The 14,727-nt window shown below is 71.5% G+C and carries 15 protein-coding genes; 6 read left to right on the top strand and 9 right to left on the bottom strand.

Annotated features, from left to right (window positions below; genetic code table 11):
• Positions 1–21 precede the first annotated feature (21 nt).
• From ACIPYQ_RS12485 to ACIPYQ_RS12455, 7 genes are all read right to left on the bottom strand, one after another.
• Positions 22–159 carry a SapB/AmfS family lanthipeptide gene (locus tag ACIPYQ_RS12485; protein ID WP_401249506.1) on the bottom strand — a complete coding sequence of 46 codons (138 nt, stop codon included), beginning with the start codon at positions 157–159 and terminating at the stop codon, positions 22–24.
• Positions 156–2,792, bottom strand: coding sequence for a class III lanthionine synthetase LanKC (gene lanKC / locus ACIPYQ_RS12480; RefSeq protein WP_401249503.1), 2,637 nt, complete (start codon positions 2,790–2,792; stop codon positions 156–158). Before lanKC ends, ACIPYQ_RS12485 begins: the two co-directional genes overlap by 4 nt.
• A 159-nt stretch (positions 2,793–2,951) precedes the next feature.
• Positions 2,952–3,563 (bottom strand): VanZ family protein, encoded by a 612-nt coding sequence (locus ACIPYQ_RS12475; RefSeq protein ID WP_401249500.1) that lies wholly within the window; start codon positions 3,561–3,563, stop codon positions 2,952–2,954.
• On the bottom strand, positions 3,550–4,041 hold the full coding sequence (locus ACIPYQ_RS12470) for an ATP-binding protein (protein WP_401249497.1): 492 nt from the start codon (positions 4,039–4,041) through the stop codon (positions 3,550–3,552). Before ACIPYQ_RS12470 ends, ACIPYQ_RS12475 begins: the two co-directional genes overlap by 14 nt.
• A 92-nt stretch (positions 4,042–4,133) precedes the next feature.
• Positions 4,134–4,289, bottom strand: a complete 156-nt coding sequence (locus tag ACIPYQ_RS12465; protein WP_319732060.1) for a DUF6131 family protein — start codon at positions 4,287–4,289, stop codon at positions 4,134–4,136.
• Between the two features lie 153 nt (positions 4,290–4,442).
• The gene (locus ACIPYQ_RS12460; RefSeq protein WP_361758570.1) at positions 4,443–4,814 is read right to left on the bottom strand and encodes a PRC-barrel domain-containing protein; all 372 of its coding nucleotides are present in this window, start codon (positions 4,812–4,814) and stop codon (positions 4,443–4,445) included.
• A gap of 147 nt (positions 4,815–4,961) precedes the next feature.
• Positions 4,962–5,141: a CsbD family protein gene (locus tag ACIPYQ_RS12455; RefSeq protein ID WP_361758567.1), complete on the bottom strand. Its 180-nt coding sequence runs from the start codon at positions 5,139–5,141 to the stop codon at positions 4,962–4,964.
• A 236-nt stretch (positions 5,142–5,377) separates the two neighbouring features.
• Here ACIPYQ_RS12455 and ACIPYQ_RS12450 point away from each other — a divergent pair, with 236 nt between their 5' ends.
• From ACIPYQ_RS12450 to ACIPYQ_RS12435, 4 genes are all read left to right on the top strand, one after another.
• Entirely contained in the window at positions 5,378–7,831 is a 2,454-nt protein-coding gene (locus ACIPYQ_RS12450) for a SpoIIE family protein phosphatase (protein ID WP_401249493.1), read from the top strand.
• Positions 7,832–8,009: 178 nt separating this feature from the next.
• Positions 8,010–8,372: an STAS domain-containing protein gene (locus ACIPYQ_RS12445; RefSeq protein WP_401249490.1), complete on the top strand. Its 363-nt coding sequence runs from the start codon at positions 8,010–8,012 to the stop codon at positions 8,370–8,372.
• Positions 8,373–8,385: 13 nt separating this feature from the next.
• Entirely contained in the window at positions 8,386–8,847 is a 462-nt protein-coding gene (locus ACIPYQ_RS12440) for an ATP-binding protein (protein WP_401249487.1), read from the top strand.
• A gap of 535 nt (positions 8,848–9,382) precedes the next feature.
• Entirely contained in the window at positions 9,383–9,550 is a 168-nt protein-coding gene (locus tag ACIPYQ_RS12435; protein ID WP_401249484.1) for a hypothetical protein, read from the top strand.
• Here ACIPYQ_RS12435 and ACIPYQ_RS12430 read toward each other — a convergent pair.
• The gene (locus ACIPYQ_RS12430; protein ID WP_401249482.1) at positions 9,529–13,479 is read right to left on the bottom strand and encodes a hypothetical protein; all 3,951 of its coding nucleotides are present in this window, start codon (positions 13,477–13,479) and stop codon (positions 9,529–9,531) included. The genes ACIPYQ_RS12435 and ACIPYQ_RS12430 overlap by 22 nt on opposite strands.
• 38 nt (positions 13,480–13,517) lie before the next feature.
• Between ACIPYQ_RS12430 and ACIPYQ_RS12425 the strand changes: the two genes are divergently transcribed.
• Positions 13,518–13,673: a hypothetical protein gene (locus ACIPYQ_RS12425; protein ID WP_401249479.1), complete on the top strand. Its 156-nt coding sequence runs from the start codon at positions 13,518–13,520 to the stop codon at positions 13,671–13,673.
• Positions 13,674–13,718: 45 nt separating this feature from the next.
• Here the strand turns inward: ACIPYQ_RS12425 and ACIPYQ_RS12420 are convergent, their stop codons facing one another.
• A complete protein-coding gene (locus ACIPYQ_RS12420; protein ID WP_361758546.1) occupies positions 13,719–13,910 on the bottom strand; it encodes a hypothetical protein in 192 nt (63 codons plus the stop codon).
• Between the two features lie 349 nt (positions 13,911–14,259).
• Between ACIPYQ_RS12420 and ACIPYQ_RS12415 the strand changes: the two genes are divergently transcribed.
• Positions 14,260–14,430, top strand: a complete 171-nt coding sequence (locus tag ACIPYQ_RS12415) for a hypothetical protein (protein ID WP_401249475.1) — start codon at positions 14,260–14,262, stop codon at positions 14,428–14,430.
• Positions 14,431–14,727 lie beyond the last annotated feature (297 nt).

Genomic DNA, 14,727 nt, shown 5'->3' with positions numbered 1-14,727 from the left:
CCGGGCCCGAGGTGACCTGGGTCAGTTACAGGTCGTGAGGCTCAGGCTGCTGTCGCCGCAGAGCAGCAGGCTGGCCCGGCTGCCGCCACCGCCGCCGTGCATCGCCTCGGTGGTCTCTTCCTTCGGGGTCTCCATCGACTGCAGGTCAAGAAGCGTCATGTCAGGTTCCTCTTCTTCTCTGTGGTGGTGCGATGGGTCACGGCCCCGGGTGGGACCGGCTTGGGGGCCGCCGCGCGCTCGCGCAGCGGCGGGAGGAACGGCAGGTGCGCGCGCCCGCCGGGCGCGGCGCTGCCGAGGGCGAGGAGAGCGCCGGCCGTGCCCGTGGCGAGGTCCATGGACAGCCGCATCATCTGCTCGCCGGGGAAGGCCAGATGCCCCTGGTACGGCACGGCGTGCCGGGCCAGTGCGTCGATCTGGCGGGCTATGGCGCCGGCCCCGGTGCCCGGGCCCGGTGTGGTGGTCCGGGCCAGGTGGAGGATCATCCCGGCGGCGCCGCGCAGCAGCCCGGGCTGGGCGTAGAAGGTCGCCTGCGCCGCTCGTACGATCTCGCGCCGGGCCTGTTCGAAACGCTCGTCCGGGCCGTGCTCCAGCCAGTCGTCGAGCACCATGCCGATGCCGACGCTGCCCTCGCCGAGGTACGGCATCGTGCGCCAGCCCTCGTTCACCTGGAGGGTGCCGAACGCGCTGGTGACGCAGCGGTCGAGGTCGCGGTGGAGCGCTTCGGCGGCCTGGACCAGCAGTTCCTTGTCGCCGGTGCGCTCGTAGAGCCGTACGAGGAGCAGGGCCGCTCCGGAGTTGCCGTAGAGCAGTCCCGCGCGCCGGGGCCGCCGTTCGGGCCGGACGATCAGTTCGGCGCAGCGCAGGGCCGCGGCGTGCAGTGCGCTCTCGCCGCTCGCGGTGCCGAGTGCGTCCAGGGCCAGGCCGATGCCGGCGAGTCCGCCGTGCAGGTCGGGGCCCGCGCTCTCCCACGGCTGGTGCAGCAGCAGGTCGACGAGGGCGAGGGCGCGGTCGTGGTGTCCGAGCCGGTGCAGCGTCCAGGCCGTGCCGGCCAGGCCGTCGTAGAAGCCGAGCGGGGTGCCGGAGACGGGTTCCCGGGTCCGGTCGAGCAGCCATTCCTCGGCCTCGGGCCAGGGTCCGGCGCCGGTCTCGGCGAGGGCGTGGAGCACGCCCGCGACCCCGTAGCCGAAGCCGACGCCTCCCCCGGCGGCCGCGAACTGGGCGATGTCGCCCGGGAGGAAGCGGTCCTCGCGTTCCGGGGTGGCGCTCGCGCGCAGCGCCGCGGTCATCGACGTACGGGTGGCGGGCCATGCGCCCGGCTCGACGGGCAGGTACGGCCCGGCCGGTGCGGGCGGGCCGGCGGCCGGTGCGCCCTGCCGGACGCCGGACAGGATCTCCTCGACGGCCTCGTCGAGGAACGATCGCGGTACGGGGAACTGCTCGGCGGCGACGGCGGCCAGATGTGCGGCCTTGGCCCGGTCCAGGACGAGCAGGCTGGTCAACGGGAGGAAGAGGGCGAGCCGCAGGCAGGCGAGGGCGTAGCGGTCGACGGAGAACCCGCGCCGCCCGGCCGGGGCGACGAAGGCGGGGTTGGCCACCGTCTGCCGCAGCCCCTCGTCGACGTGCGCGGCGGCTTCGAAGTCCAGGAGCGCGACGGTGGGTTCGCCGCTCTCGTCCTCCGCCACCATGATGTTGAAGAGGTGCAGGTCGTTGAAGACCACGCCGCGGGCGTGCACGGCGTCGACGGCCTCCGTGACCCGCCGGTGGATCGTGAGGGCCCACTCGGTGTACGAGGCGAGCTCCGCCGGGTCGGGATCCGCCTCGATCAGGGGGTGACGGCGGGCGAAGTAGGTGTTGAGCGGTTTGCCTGGCAGGTGTTCCAGCACCAGGAAGTGGTGGTCGCCGACCGTGAACGTGCCGCGGACCGCCGGGACGCACTCCAGGCCCGCCAGCCGTTCCAGTGCGGCCTGTTCGCGGTGCAGCCGGGTCACGGCGTCGGCGCCGTCGGCGGCGAGGCCGGCGTACGGCCGGGCCTCCTTGAGGACCACGCTCTCGCCGGTGCGGCTGTCCTTGCCGACGTAGACGCCGCCGCCGTTGGAGAAGTGCAGCGCCCGCTCGACCGTGAAGGGGATGCCGGTCAGGGTGACCGCGGAACGCGCTTCGAGGTGCGGCTTCAGGAAGCCGGGCAGTTCGAGCCACTCGGGCGGCTGGAAGGCCGGCCCGCGCTGGTCCGGTACGAGCCGCCCGTCGGGGGCCTCGATCGCAGGGACCAGTTCGCCCTGCTCGGTGTAGCAGTGCCGCAGGGTGAAGCTGCCGTAGCGCAGGTGGACGGGTCCGGCACCCCAGCGCAGATCGCTGAGGATGTACGGGCCGGCCGCCCCCGCCAGCGCGGCGTCGAGGTCCTCCGCGATGCGGCGGCACTGCTGCTCGTCGGACGGGTACACGGTGATGAACTTCCCGCTCGCCGCGCGGTCGGCGTACTTGGCGTTGCGCAGGTGCAGGAGGTACCGGCTCGGTATGAACTTGAAGGCGATGCGCCGGTCGGTGCAGTACTCGTACACGGTCGTCAGCAGCGACTCGGCGTTGTCGAGGGTGGCCGATACGTGGATCTTCCAGCCCTGCGAGGGCAGTTCGGCGTCGGCGGGACGCAGCGCGAGCCAGTCGCCGCTGCGGTGCGAGCGCCACCCCGCCGGGACGGGGGCGTCGGCCGCCGGGTAGTTCTGACCGGCCCGCCGGTACGGCGCGTCGTAGAACCAGCGGTCGGTGTCGCAGAAGGCGGCGTACCCCTTGTTCACACCTGCTCCCTCGGTCGGCGGCAGACCGAAGGTGTCACGCCGGGCTGACGCGCCGACAGTCACCGCTGTCACCGATGGGGTGTGCAGTACTCACGAGTCACGAGGAACGGGGCACACGTCCTGGGGCACACGCCCTGGGTCACGGTCACGGGTCACGGGTCACGGGTCACGGGTCACGAGGCTTCCGGAGTCCCGGGGTGTCTTGGGGAGTCCGGGCCGGCGGGGGCGGGTCCAGCGGTGCCACCAGTGCCTGCGGCGCGGGTGCACGGCCCGCCCCAGCCGCCGGCCGATCAGCAGGTACCCGAGGAGCGCTCCGGCCGTGTTGAGGATGACGTCGTCGATGTCGAAGACGCGTCCCGTGACGAGGGCGCCCTGAGTGAGCTCGACCAGCGTCATCAGGCAGACCGTCACGGCGGCGACCCGCAACAGGCCCCGGGCCGGGGGCAGCAGGACGGGCAGGAGCACACCGAACGGCAGGCCCAGCAGCAGGTTCCCGCCCAGCTGGCGCACCGCCTCGATCGTCGAAGTCCCGTCCAGGTAGGCGCTGATCGAACGGCCGGGGCGGACGTTGCTGTGCACGAGGGCCGCCGAGGCGGCGGAGGGTTCCAGCGTCAGCCGGGCCAGGACCACGCTGAACAGGACGGTGCCGGCGAAGGCGGCCACCATGGCCAGCGCCCGGACGGCCGGGTGTGCCGGGCCGCGTCTCCTCCCGGTGGCCGGGACGACCGCTTCCTCCGGCTGCACACCGCGTCGCGCGTCACTCCGTGTCATACGAGCGCGTCTGCCCGGTGAACGGCCGGGTACGCAGGGACGGCTGACGGTCCGCCATGGCGGGACCGGGTTCCGTGGAGAGCCGGGCGGACTCGATCTCAGCCCAGACGACCTTGCCGGTGTCGTGGGCGTAGGAGCCCCATCGGTCGGAGAGCCGCTGCACGATGTGCAGGCCGTGGCCGCCGGGGACGCCGGGCCTGGCCACGGCCTGCGGGCGTGGCAGCGCCCTCGCGCCGTCGAGCACGTCGATGCGCAGGGTCTCACCGGCGGTCAGTACGAGTTCGTGACAGCCGCTCGCGTGCAGGGCCGCGTTGGCGACCAGCTCGGACACGACGAGCAGGGCGTCCTCGGCGCTCTCGCGCCGGTCCCACCCCCAGTCCCGCAGGGTCCGGCGGGTGAAGTCGCGGCCCTTGCCGACCGCGCCCCGGACGCTGCGGAGGGCGAGACGGCGGCACTGGCCCGTGACCGGCACTCCCATACGCCGGGGATCTCCGGTGGCTGCTCCCGTCGTGTTCACTGTCGCCTCACCCTGGCCGTCTACGCTGCTCGGTTGCCGTGCTGGAGGGGCGGTTACCAGTAATGGCGCCGGCCGCCGACCGCGTGCCCGACCGAACCCAGGATCCACAGCACCGCCCCCACCACGAGCAGGATGACCCCGATGGTCCACAGGATGGAGATTCCGGTCAGGAATCCCACGATCAGGAGAATAAGTCCGACGAGAATCATGATGCCCCTCGTTGTCACGTTGGGAATTCGGCGGACCGATCGGACCGCCGTGGCGTCTCGGATCGCGTCTACCCTCGAAGCTCGTGTACGAACGGACCGCCGGCATGGAAAAGGGCCCGAACTCGACGAGTTCGGGCCCGTTCCTGTACCGGGTCAGAAGGGGCGGCGGCCGAGGGGGCCGCCGGCGGAGTAGTAGTACGTGCCGAGCGCCTCGCGGTAGTCGACGTCACCGAGGTGCTTGTCCCGGTGGAATTCCGGGGCGTTCCTGATCTGCTCCTTGGTGCCGTCGACGTAGACCCTCTTCTCGGCCTCGTCGATCCGGATCACCGTGCTCGCCGGGAGCAGGACCTCCTTGCCGAAGATCCACACACCGGTGTCGACGACGAGGTAGGCGTCGCCGGCCTCGTACGAGTGCTTGTCGACCTTGCCGATGTCGCCGTCGATCGCCTCGACCTTGTACCCGGCCAGATCGGCACCGACCAGGTGGCCCGCGGTCGGCCTGTAACTCCACACATGCTCGGTCACGCGAGAACAACTCCTCCGGCGGGCCGGGGACGGCGGGGATTTCCCCGCCGTCCCTCCCTCTTCGATGTCGTACGCGGCGGCCTTGTCGCCCCGCACGGACTTCGATTGCCCCGCTTTCGGCGCTTCATTCATCGGGTCGGTGCGAGGTCAGGACCTGCCCGTTCCCTTCTTCATCTTCTCCGAGGCCTTCGCCGTCATTTCCTCGGCCTTGCCGCTCATTCGCTCGGCACTGCCCTCCGCCTGCATGCCCTTGTCGTCCATGGCACTGCCGGCGCTCTCCTTGATCTTGCCCTTGATCTGCTTGGCCTTGCCCTTTGCCTTGCTCATGACGGGATGGTTCCTTCCTGGAGGGGGGTGCTGCCCACCTTGCTTCGACGGCAGCCACTCCGCAATTCGGACCGGAATTCCTTGGTTCCTGCCGAGCCGGCACCCGTGGCGTCTGCCCCGTCGGACGCGCCCCAAGCGGGGGCCGCGGCGACCGGGGCGTCACCGCGCGCCGGGGCCGCCCCGAGGGGCCGCCCCACCTGGGCGCACGCCGGGTACGGCCGTGGCATGCTCAAGGAATGAAGGGCGATGCCGCGCCTGAGGGCGAGGGCGCCGGACCCGAGGTGCTGGCGCTCGCCAAGGTGGTGGCCAGGTTGCGATCGGAGGTCGCGGACCTGGAAGGCGTCGCCGCGACCACGGCTGTCGTCGAGCGGGCCAAGGGCGTCCTGATGGCCCGGTCGGGCGTATCCGCCGACGCGGCTCACACCGTGCTGCTCGGCCGTGCCGCCGAGGGGGGCCACACCCTTCTGGAGGAGTGCTGGATCACCCTGGGGCAGATCCGCTCGCACCCACCGCCCGGAACCGCACCGCCCGGAACCGCAGCACCCTCCGACCCGCCCGGCGGCCCCACGGCGGGCGCGGGGACGAAACCGGCGGCCGCGGCGTTCAGCTCCGGGCGCCGTCTCGTCGGCCGCGCCGGCGAGGCCGCACTGCGCCCGCCCCTGGCCCGGCTCGCCGACGGCCTGGCGGTGGCGCACGGCGGTGACGCCGTCGCGGAGCTGCTGAGGACCGTGCTGGGCGCCGAGGCGGGCGTGGACGCGGTGATGATCTACACCCTGACGTCCGCCGGAAGCCTGGAGCTGACCGGCAGCGCCGGCATCGACGACGTGCTGGCCGAGCGGTGGCGCCGCATCCCCCCGCTCGCCGGGGTGGCCGCCCACGAGGCGGTCGCCGGGCACCGGGCCCTGTGGCTGGAGGACCCGGTGCAGGACGCCCGCCACTACCTGCTGATCTCGGACGCGACGGACCGGTGGCGCTCGCGGGCCTGGATCCCCGTACCCGCCGACGGCTCCCCGGACACGGCGATCGGCTTCCTCAGGACGCGGCCGGGGCCCTTCACGGCCGACGTCCGGGCGCTGCTGCGGCGGGCGGCCCGGCTGTGCGCCGGTCCGCTGGGCGTGCCGGAGCGGCCCCCCGACGCCGACGACGGGCCGGCAGACGTCGACGTGGCCTCCGCCCAGCGGATGCTGGACGCGCTGGCCGGACCGGCGATCCTCCTCACCCCGCTGCGTTCGGAGACGGGCGAGGTCGAGGACTACCGCATCGACGCGGCGGCGCCCGAGTCGGTGGACGTCGCCGGGCGGCGCGGCAAGGAGCTCGTCGGCCGCCGGGTCCTGGAGACGTACCCGACGGTGGTGGGCACCGCGCTGTGGGACGGGTACCTGGAGACGCTCACGACGGGAACGGCGTACGAGGGCGAGCCCTTCACCTACGAGGAGGTGGTCGCCGGCGTCCCGCAGCAGTCCGTCTACTCCGTCCGGGCCTCCAGGCTGGGCGACCGGCTGGTCGTGTCGTGGATCCGCCACGACACGAGCGAGCGCGAGGCACGGCGGCTGGCCGACATGCAGCGGCTGGGCAACCTCGGCTGGGCCGGATGGAACCTCACGACGGACACCGTCACCTGGTCCGATCAGGTCTACGCCATATTCGACCGGGACCCCCGCCACGGGCCGATGGCCCTGGAGGAACTGCCGCGGCGCGTCCTCCCCGACGACCTGCCCAGGCTGGGCGCCGCCGTGCGGCGGCTGCTGCGCAGCGGGGAGGCCGTGGACCAGCCGTTCCGGATCACGACCGCCGCCGGCGTGCGTCACCTGCGGATCGTCGCCGAGGCCCGGACGGACGCGGACGGCACACCGGTGGAGGTGCACGGCTTCTTCCAGGACCTCAGCGCACAGCGCGGCGCCGAGCTCGCCCTGCGCGAGAGCGAGCGCGCCGTCCTCGTCCAGAGCGGCATGCTCCAGGCCGAACGGGCGCTCGCCGCGAGCCTCCAGGACACCCTGCTGCCGATCCCCGACCAGTCCCTGGAACTGGCCGGCCTGTGCATCGACGTCGCCTACGTTCCCGCCGACCGCGGGATCAACGTCGGCGGCGACTGGTACAGCGCCATCGAACTCCCGGACGGCAGCGCCCTGTTCGTCGTCGGGGACGTGGCCGGCCACGGGCTGGCCGCCGTCGGCACCATGGCCCAGCTGCGGTTCACCACGAAGGGCATGACGATCACCGGATCGCCCCTGCCCGATGTGCTGCGCCGGCTCAACACCCTTCTGCTCCATACCGCTTCGGACCCGTCCGCCACCGCCACCGCCACCATGGTCATGGGCCGCTACCAGCCCTGGGACCGGCGCCTGACCTGGGTACGGGCGGGCCACCTGCCACCCCTGCTGGTCCGCGGCGACCTGGCGGACTTCCTCGACCAGCCGCAGGGCAACCTCCTCGGCGCCGGCTTCGACTCCTCGTACGGGCAGGCCGTCATCGAGCTGATGCCCGGTGACCGCCTGCTGTTCTACACCGACGGGCTGGTGGAGGAGCCGGGCGAGGACATCAGCGTCGGACTCGACCGGCTCGCCGCGTCCACCCTGCGGCTGCTCCGGGAGGGCCACGGCGAAACCCTCGCCCGGACGCTCGCCGCGCTGTGCCCGGGCAACCGCGACGACATCTGCGTACTGGACATCCACGTCCCGGACGACCCGTGATCCGGCACACCGGGCGCGGCCGCGCCAGGACACCGACCGCCGCCGCACGCCCCCCGGTCCCAGGCTTGGACGGCGCCCCACGGGGTAGGCGCGACGTGCCCCGAACATTCCGGATGGGAGGAGCCATGGCAGCCCCAGCGGTTCATCCGACCGGGCACGGAGAGGGAGTGTGTGCCTGATGGCCACGTCGAACGGAGAACGATTCACCGTCGAGGCGCGGTCCCTCCAGGGGGCCACGGTCCTGGCCATGGCGGGGGAACTCGACCACGACACCGCCGAGCCCCTGCGGCAGGCCCTGGACACCACGTGGCCGGACGGCGGGCGGCTGCTCGTCGACCTGACCCGCCTGGATTTCTGCGACTCGACGGGCCTGAACGTGCTGTTGCGCGGCCGGCTCGCGATCCAGGAGTCCGGAGGCACCCTCGAGCTGGTCGGCCTGCACCCACCGGTCGCCCGCATGTTCCACATCACGGGCGCGGACCGGATCTTCCGGGTCCACACGGATCTGGAAGCCGCGCTCGCGACGTCCCAGCGCCCGTAGGGGAGGAGCACCCATGGACGAGGGCCGGTCACCGGAGCTGACCCGGCTCCTCGTGCTGCACGGGGCCGCGAACGCGGTCACCCGGTGCCGCGACTTCGCACGTCAGGCCCTCACGGAGTGGCGCTGGCCGCCGGGCCCCGTGGAAGAGGGCACTCCCGGTGCGGAGGCCACCGACGACGCCCTGCTCCTGGTCTCCGAGGTCGTGGCCAACGCGTGCCTGCACGCGGGCGGGCCCACGTCCCTGGTCCTGCGCTGTACGGGCGAGCGGCTGCGGATCGAGGTGACGGACGGGAGCCCCGCCGCACCGCGGGCCGCGCACCGGTCCGATCCGTCCCGGCCCGGGGGCCACGGGCTGCTCATCGTGGAACGGCTGGGCCGGAACTGGGGCTGGCATCCGCTGGACGACAACGGCATCGGCAAGTGCGTGTGGGTGGAGATCGGCTCCCCGCCGGGCGGATCCGGTACGGGGACCTGACGGGGGTGGACCGGCGCGTGGTGCCCGTCCGCCTGACGGGTGTGGACCGGCCGGTTCACCAGATCCAGCGGAAGCCCGCGGCGGCGTTCTCCAGCGAGGCGACCTGCCCCTGCCGCAGCGGGCGCGGGAGCGTGATCTCCAGCACCGGAGTGCTCCAGTCGCATGTCCGGGAAGATCTCGCTCTGGGACCTCTCCGACCCCCGTCATCCCCGCAGGACGGCCCGGCTCCAAGGCGGTGACCCGCAAGCCGAGCTCAGGGCCGTTCAGTTCAGCCCGGACGGCGGCACGGTGGCGGCCGGCCACAAACGGTGGACGGTCACCGATCCCCACCACCCGAAGGCCGCCCCCGACCTGCCACTACCCGCGGGTCTGCGCAGGATCGACCTGCTCGCCTACGGCCCCCACGGCGCCGTGGCGACCAGCATGGAACACAGGGACGTCACGGTCTGGTACCTGTCCGACGGCTTGACGCCGGTCAAGGCCGGGCGAGTCGTCCACACGGCGCATCCGCACGCTCCATCTGCCCGAAGGACATGTGCTCTCCGCCTCTTCCGACAGCGTATGGGTCCTGGACATCACCCACATCACCGATGTCACCGCCGATCCGGCCGCCGCGGCCTGCCGCGCCGTAGGCCGGTCGCTGAGCCGGGAGGAATGGGCCGAACACGTACCGGACGCGGACTACGCCGCCGGCTGCACCTGACGCAACACCTCACGTGCGAGGGCCTTCACGGCCTCGGGTGCCAACCGGGCCAACAAGTGCAGGCTGTTGTCCCAGTGCAGGAAGCGCAGTGCCATCGCGAGGAACCGCCGCGCGACGACGGCCGGGGTCACCTCCGCCAGCGCCGTCAGCGCGGCGGACTGCTGTTGCCGATCGTCGATGGAGGCGACCACCGATTCCGCTCGGCTGACATCGCCGGCGCGTGCGAGGGCGACCGCCACAGCGGTCATCGCCGCTGCGCGCTGGCGCTGGTCGGCGATCGACCGGGCCACGCTTTCCGCAGGGCCCGGTTGGTTCGCGCGGGCGAATGCGGTCGCCAGGTACCGCGCCAGTTCGCCTTCCTCCACCCCATCGTGGTGGTCGTCCTCGGCAATCATCCTGCTCACGCGCATCACACCCGAGGGGTCTCCCGCACATCCGACCGTCTCGGCGATCCAGGCCCACCCGGCGCTCCTGCGATCTGCGCTGTGGATCCTCGGCATGACGCCCATCGCCTCCTCGGCCATGGACCGTGCGCGATCCCGGTCTCCCAACCGGGTAGCCGTCCTCGCCAGGATCTTGAAGTGCTCGATCATGCCGAGGTTGTGGCCCATCACCCGGATCGCTGCTTCGGCCTCATCGATCAGGCGGCGTGCCCTGTCTTCTTCTCCGGCATGGGCCAACGCGGATGCCGTCTTCACCAGTGCGCTGGCGTGATAGAAGCTCTCTTCCAGTGACCTGGCCATGCGCTCCGCACGATCGAACTCGCCCACGTACGCCAATACGGGCGCTGTCCGACACAGCGCGCTGGGCAGCTCCAGGAGATCGGCAATCTTGCGCACGACCAACTCGCCGCGCTCCACCTCGCCTCCGCAGATCAACCCTTCCGCCAGCATGACAGCAGCGTCAGTTCCGGAGCTCGAGCGAACGAGCGACTCGGCACGTCGGGTTCTACCCGCTCGTGCCAGGCACCGGATGGCCCCGTTGAGCGCAACCTGACGGTGGACCGGGTCCGTGACCAGCACGGCCTGCGCCTCGGCCCGCTCGGCGAGGGCACCGGCAGCACGCAGTTCGCCGGCCTCCGCGGTCCACCACGACAGCCGGGTCAGACTCAGCGCCCACGACCAGGGATCCGTCATCGCGCGTGCGTCGCGTTCGACCTCGTCGGCCAGCTCGCCGGCCCGCGTGAGGTCGCCCGCCGCGGCCAGCGCCCGGGCCCGGGCTGTCATCAGCACCAGACGTTCGCCGAGCTTTGCCTGGGACCGGCACAGCGATTCGGCGGCCTCCTCCTCACCGATGAGGACGGCACCTGCCACAACCAGGGACATGGCCTCGACCCGGTCGTCGTCAGTCCAGATCGCATGCGCGGCCGTCGTGGCTTCCTCGATCAACGCGCGTGCCCGATCGTGTGCGTCCATGTCGGCGTAGAGCCGCACGACACCGATCAGCGCCACCACCCGGTCCGGGTGCATGCGCGTACGTACGGCGGCCAACGCCTCCTCGGCGGCCGACAGCGCCTGATCGGCACGGCCGGCTCGCTGCCATGCCCCGGCAACGCCGATCAGCGCACTCGACCGGCTCTCAGGTTCTGCGATCGCTCGGCACGCTCTCAGCGCGCGAGCGGGCTCGCCCCTCGCGACCAAGGCTTCCACGACCGCGCTGCGCGCCTCGGACTGCCGGAATTCGTACGGAACGGCGCCGATGAGGCGTTCCGCTCTCGGGACGTCGCCCTGCCGAGCTGCGGCTGCCGCCAGGGCGACGAGGGCAACGTCCTCCCCCTTTGCCTGCGCGAGTGACCGCGCCTCCGCTTCGGCGGCGTCCCAGTCTCCGGTGTATGCGAGAGCGCGTGCGTAATCGCCCCGGTGGTGCGCTTCCTGCCGCGGGCAGCCTTCGTACAGGCGGACACAACGTTCGGCCAGTCGGGACGCCTTGACGCCCTCGCCCGCCTCCGCGGCCAGTTCCGCCAGCGTCACCAGAGAGGTGAGCTGTCGTTCCTCATCGCCGAACGAGGCGATGAGTGATTCGGCTCGGTCCGTCAAGGAACCGACTGCGGCTTGCCGGCCCAGCTTGCCGAAGCTGGTGATCGCGCCGAAGAGCAGCCGCAGTTGCGCCTCCTCGTCGTCCGCCGAGTCGACCAGGGCTTCGACGCCGTCCATGTCGCCGGCGACGGTGAGGGGTTCGACCATCTCCGTCAACGCCTGCGTGCGCCGCTGCGGGTTCGGGATCGACTGTGCCGACGCCAGCGCGCGGATCGACTGGCCGAGCATCGTCCGTACCGCGGGCAGGCCCACGGGCACGTTGGCGTTGCGCTGCTCGATCTCGCTGCGGTGCAGGGCCAGCCTGGCCAGGCTGGTCAGGTCATGGGAGCCGTCCGCCAGCAGTGCTTCGTGGGCGGAGTTCACCTCGTTGAGCGCCGCCGTGTCTCCCCCGGTGACTTCCGCCAGGCGGTCGTGCCGCATGCGATCGGTTGCGCAGGCCACCAGTCGGCGCAGGTCCCTGGCTTCGCGCAACATCCGGAAGTACCCGTTCAACAGGTACTCGGGCGTGCCGGCCGGCCAGCCCTCGGCACGGTGTTGGTCCGCCCAGGCGTGCAGGCGGTGCCGGTATCCCGCGATCCCCGGCTCCTCCAGATGCTGTCGAGCCGATCTCTGGATCTCCTCGTGACCGAGGACGTACGCGAAGGACTCGGTGTCCGGTCGCCAGCTGCCGGTCTGGGCCACGAAGCTCCGCCCGGCGACCGCGTGCAGGTGGTCCTTGATCCTCCAGGCGGGCTGGCCGGTCAGCGCGGACAGGTCCGCGCCGGTGAGACCGCCACCGGCGGAAGTGATGAGGCCGAGGAGGTGCTGCTCCAGCGGGGAGCCGTTGAGCATCCGCTTGAGGTCGCGTTCCATGTCGTTCCGGGCGACTTGGGCGTGTTCGGAAGGCACGAGCGTTCTCACCGCGTCCGCGGCGTGCAGGGGGTGATCGGCGGGAACGTCCCGCGGCAAGGGCGGGTTCAGCCGGCCCGCGACCACGATGCGCATGCCGTGCGGCGGCTCGGCCGGCAGCAGTCCGGCGACGCTGTAGGAGTCGGGGTCGGCGGTCACCCCCCGGTCCTCGTCCAAGCCGTCGACCACCAGCACCAGTCGCTCGCCCTGCTTGTGGCAGTGCTGCGCGGCCTCGGTGAGCATGCGCCGCAAGTGCGCCGCCCGGGTGGCATAGGGCAGGTACGCGGGCATCGGCTGGTGGAGGAGGTCCGCGATCTGCTCCATCACGACGTCGGTGAACGCGAGCCAGTCGCTCTGGCCGGCGAAGCGAGCCGTGATGAAGAAGGAGATGACCCGGACCCCGGGGGGTGGGTCGAGCACGAACCAGGACAGCAGTGCCGACTTGCCCGCCCAGGCCTCCGACCTCCACCACACGTAGGAGGGGCCGTCCGGGCTGGTACAGAAGGCGGTGAGCGCAGCCAATTCCGTGCTCCGCCCGCGCAGCTCGGCCGGCGCGATGCTGCGCACCTGTTCGAGGTACGCCGATCGGACGACCGGTGCTTTCGCAGCCTGTACGCCGACCTGCCGACTGAAAGCCGGTTCGCAGCGGTCCATCCAGTATTTCGGCGTGTCCATTCCACTGGGCAGGACGACGGACGATCTTCTGGAACCCGCGTAGTGCAGGCATCCGTGGACGAAGGCCTCGACCGTGGAGCGGCGGGGGTTCGTCGTCGCTTTGAGCAGATTGCCCACGGTGGCGCTCGACAGCGTCCCCTGGACGTCGGCCTGAGCCGCGTGATCACTGACGGCCCTGACTCCTGGACGTCCGACCAGCCCGTACAACTCGACGAGGACCGCGTTCCAGCCTTCCGGTGACGGCTCCAACTCCCCCTCCTGCGCCTCGTTCTCCCTGCCTGCAGGTGTCCAGTTTCCATCCTGGACCACATTGGACAGGTGGCTCGCCATGGTCGGTCAAGTCCCCGACGACCGAACCAGGAGTGATCATGCTGACGACGATCTCGACCATCATCCTCACCCACGCCCACACCGCCCAGGAGTGGCTCCCCGCATGCGTCATCGCCCTGAAGTTCGCCACGGCGGGCATCAGCTTCAGCGTCGCCGCCCACCGGGCCGTCCGCTATTGGCGCGGGCACCGGTGACACTGCTCCTCCAGCCCGACAGGCTGCGCCCACGGGAGCGGAACGCTAGAGAGGCGGGGCCAGCCGGGAGACGATGCGAAAGCGCATCTCCCCGGCCGCGTGACGGATCTCCTCGGGCTGCGCATCGTCCTCGAGCACCCCGAGGAGGAGCATCAAGGCCCGCGCCTCGTCCCCGCTGATCAGCTTCAGGCGCGGCTCGGTGACCCCGTCGAGGAGCACGTCCAACATCTCTTCCATGCAGGCAACAACGCACCACGGCCCCTCGCGTCACCCTGCCCGCTCCGACGCGGCGGTCAGCTCGCGCCCCAAGGCAAGGTCACCGATCTTCGTGTTCTCGACTACAGCATTCAGCGCAAATTACCTACGCACAAATCCCTTATGCCCAGGTTGAGTTGACACCGTGGTGTATTTTTATACGAGCGCGACTCGCGCGCTCGCCGCACTCGTACACAACCACACCACGCTTGCAACTCACGGCCCCTGACCTGCGAAAACGCGGTTTGAGTGCCCCGCCCTCCGTCCCCAATCTGGTTCTTGTGCCCGGGATGACCCGGGTCTCCAGATAAGCGCGAGGGGATGCGGGACCATGCTGGAAGTTGCCCAGGCAGTACTGAACAGCGGAATGGCCTTCTTCTGGGACGAGGTCCTCGGGGAGTACATCGCGGGTCTCCTGGTCGCACTGACCATCGGTGTGGCCGGCAGGACCTACCGGCGCCGGCGCCACCGGCAGACTCCCGAGGGCCAGTCCGGGGAGTAGTAGGTGGAGGGAGAACTGTGGCGGGGTCCCGCCCCGGGCGGGGGCCCGGGCAGGTCCTGGCTGGTGATCGCCGATCTGCGGAGCAGGCGCCACAGTGCGGAGGGGAAGAGCCGGCCAGGCCCAGGAACGCGCCACCGGTCATGGCGCTTGCGCTCGGCGCTACGGCAGGACCACCACCCGCCTGGTCGCCGAAGTCGGCGGATCGAGCCGGTCCGCCCCCGGTGGCCGCGACACAAAGGGCGTGAGCGGTGTCCGGAGAATTCGCACCGCTCAGCCAATAACCGGCCACTATCTGAC

The organism is Streptomyces sp. NPDC090045, from assembly GCF_044747975.1.
Lineage (GTDB): Bacteria > Actinomycetota > Actinomycetes > Streptomycetales > Streptomycetaceae > Streptomyces.
The sequence above is the reverse complement of the archived record's forward strand: the minus strand, read 5'-3'. Positions and strand labels throughout refer to the sequence as shown.

Excerpts from the sequence above, each read along its gene's own strand:
- ACIPYQ_RS12485 (WP_401249506.1), bottom strand. The coding sequence starts at position 159 with ATGACGCTTCTTGACCTGCAGTCGATGGAGACCCCGAAGGAAGAGACC.
- ACIPYQ_RS12475 (WP_401249500.1), bottom strand. The coding sequence starts at position 3,563 with ATGACACGGAGTGACGCGCGACGCGGTGTGCAGCCGGAGGAAGCGGTC.
- ACIPYQ_RS12470 (WP_401249497.1), bottom strand. The coding sequence starts at position 4,041 with ATGGGAGTGCCGGTCACGGGCCAGTGCCGCCGTCTCGCCCTCCGCAGC.
- ACIPYQ_RS12465 (WP_319732060.1), bottom strand. The coding sequence starts at position 4,289 with ATGATTCTCGTCGGACTTATTCTCCTGATCGTGGGATTCCTGACCGGA.
- ACIPYQ_RS12455 (WP_361758567.1), bottom strand. The coding sequence starts at position 5,141 with ATGAGCAAGGCAAAGGGCAAGGCCAAGCAGATCAAGGGCAAGATCAAG.
- ACIPYQ_RS12450 (WP_401249493.1), top strand. The coding sequence starts at position 5,378 with ATGAAGGGCGATGCCGCGCCTGAGGGCGAGGGCGCCGGACCCGAGGTG.
- ACIPYQ_RS12445 (WP_401249490.1), top strand. The coding sequence starts at position 8,010 with ATGGCCACGTCGAACGGAGAACGATTCACCGTCGAGGCGCGGTCCCTC.
- ACIPYQ_RS12440 (WP_401249487.1), top strand. The coding sequence starts at position 8,386 with ATGGACGAGGGCCGGTCACCGGAGCTGACCCGGCTCCTCGTGCTGCAC.
- ACIPYQ_RS12430 (WP_401249482.1), bottom strand. The coding sequence starts at position 13,479 with ATGGCGAGCCACCTGTCCAATGTGGTCCAGGATGGAAACTGGACACCT.
- ACIPYQ_RS12425 (WP_401249479.1), top strand. The coding sequence starts at position 13,518 with ATGCTGACGACGATCTCGACCATCATCCTCACCCACGCCCACACCGCC.
- ACIPYQ_RS12420 (WP_361758546.1), bottom strand. The coding sequence starts at position 13,910 with ATGGAAGAGATGTTGGACGTGCTCCTCGACGGGGTCACCGAGCCGCGC.
- ACIPYQ_RS12415 (WP_401249475.1), top strand. The coding sequence starts at position 14,260 with ATGCTGGAAGTTGCCCAGGCAGTACTGAACAGCGGAATGGCCTTCTTC.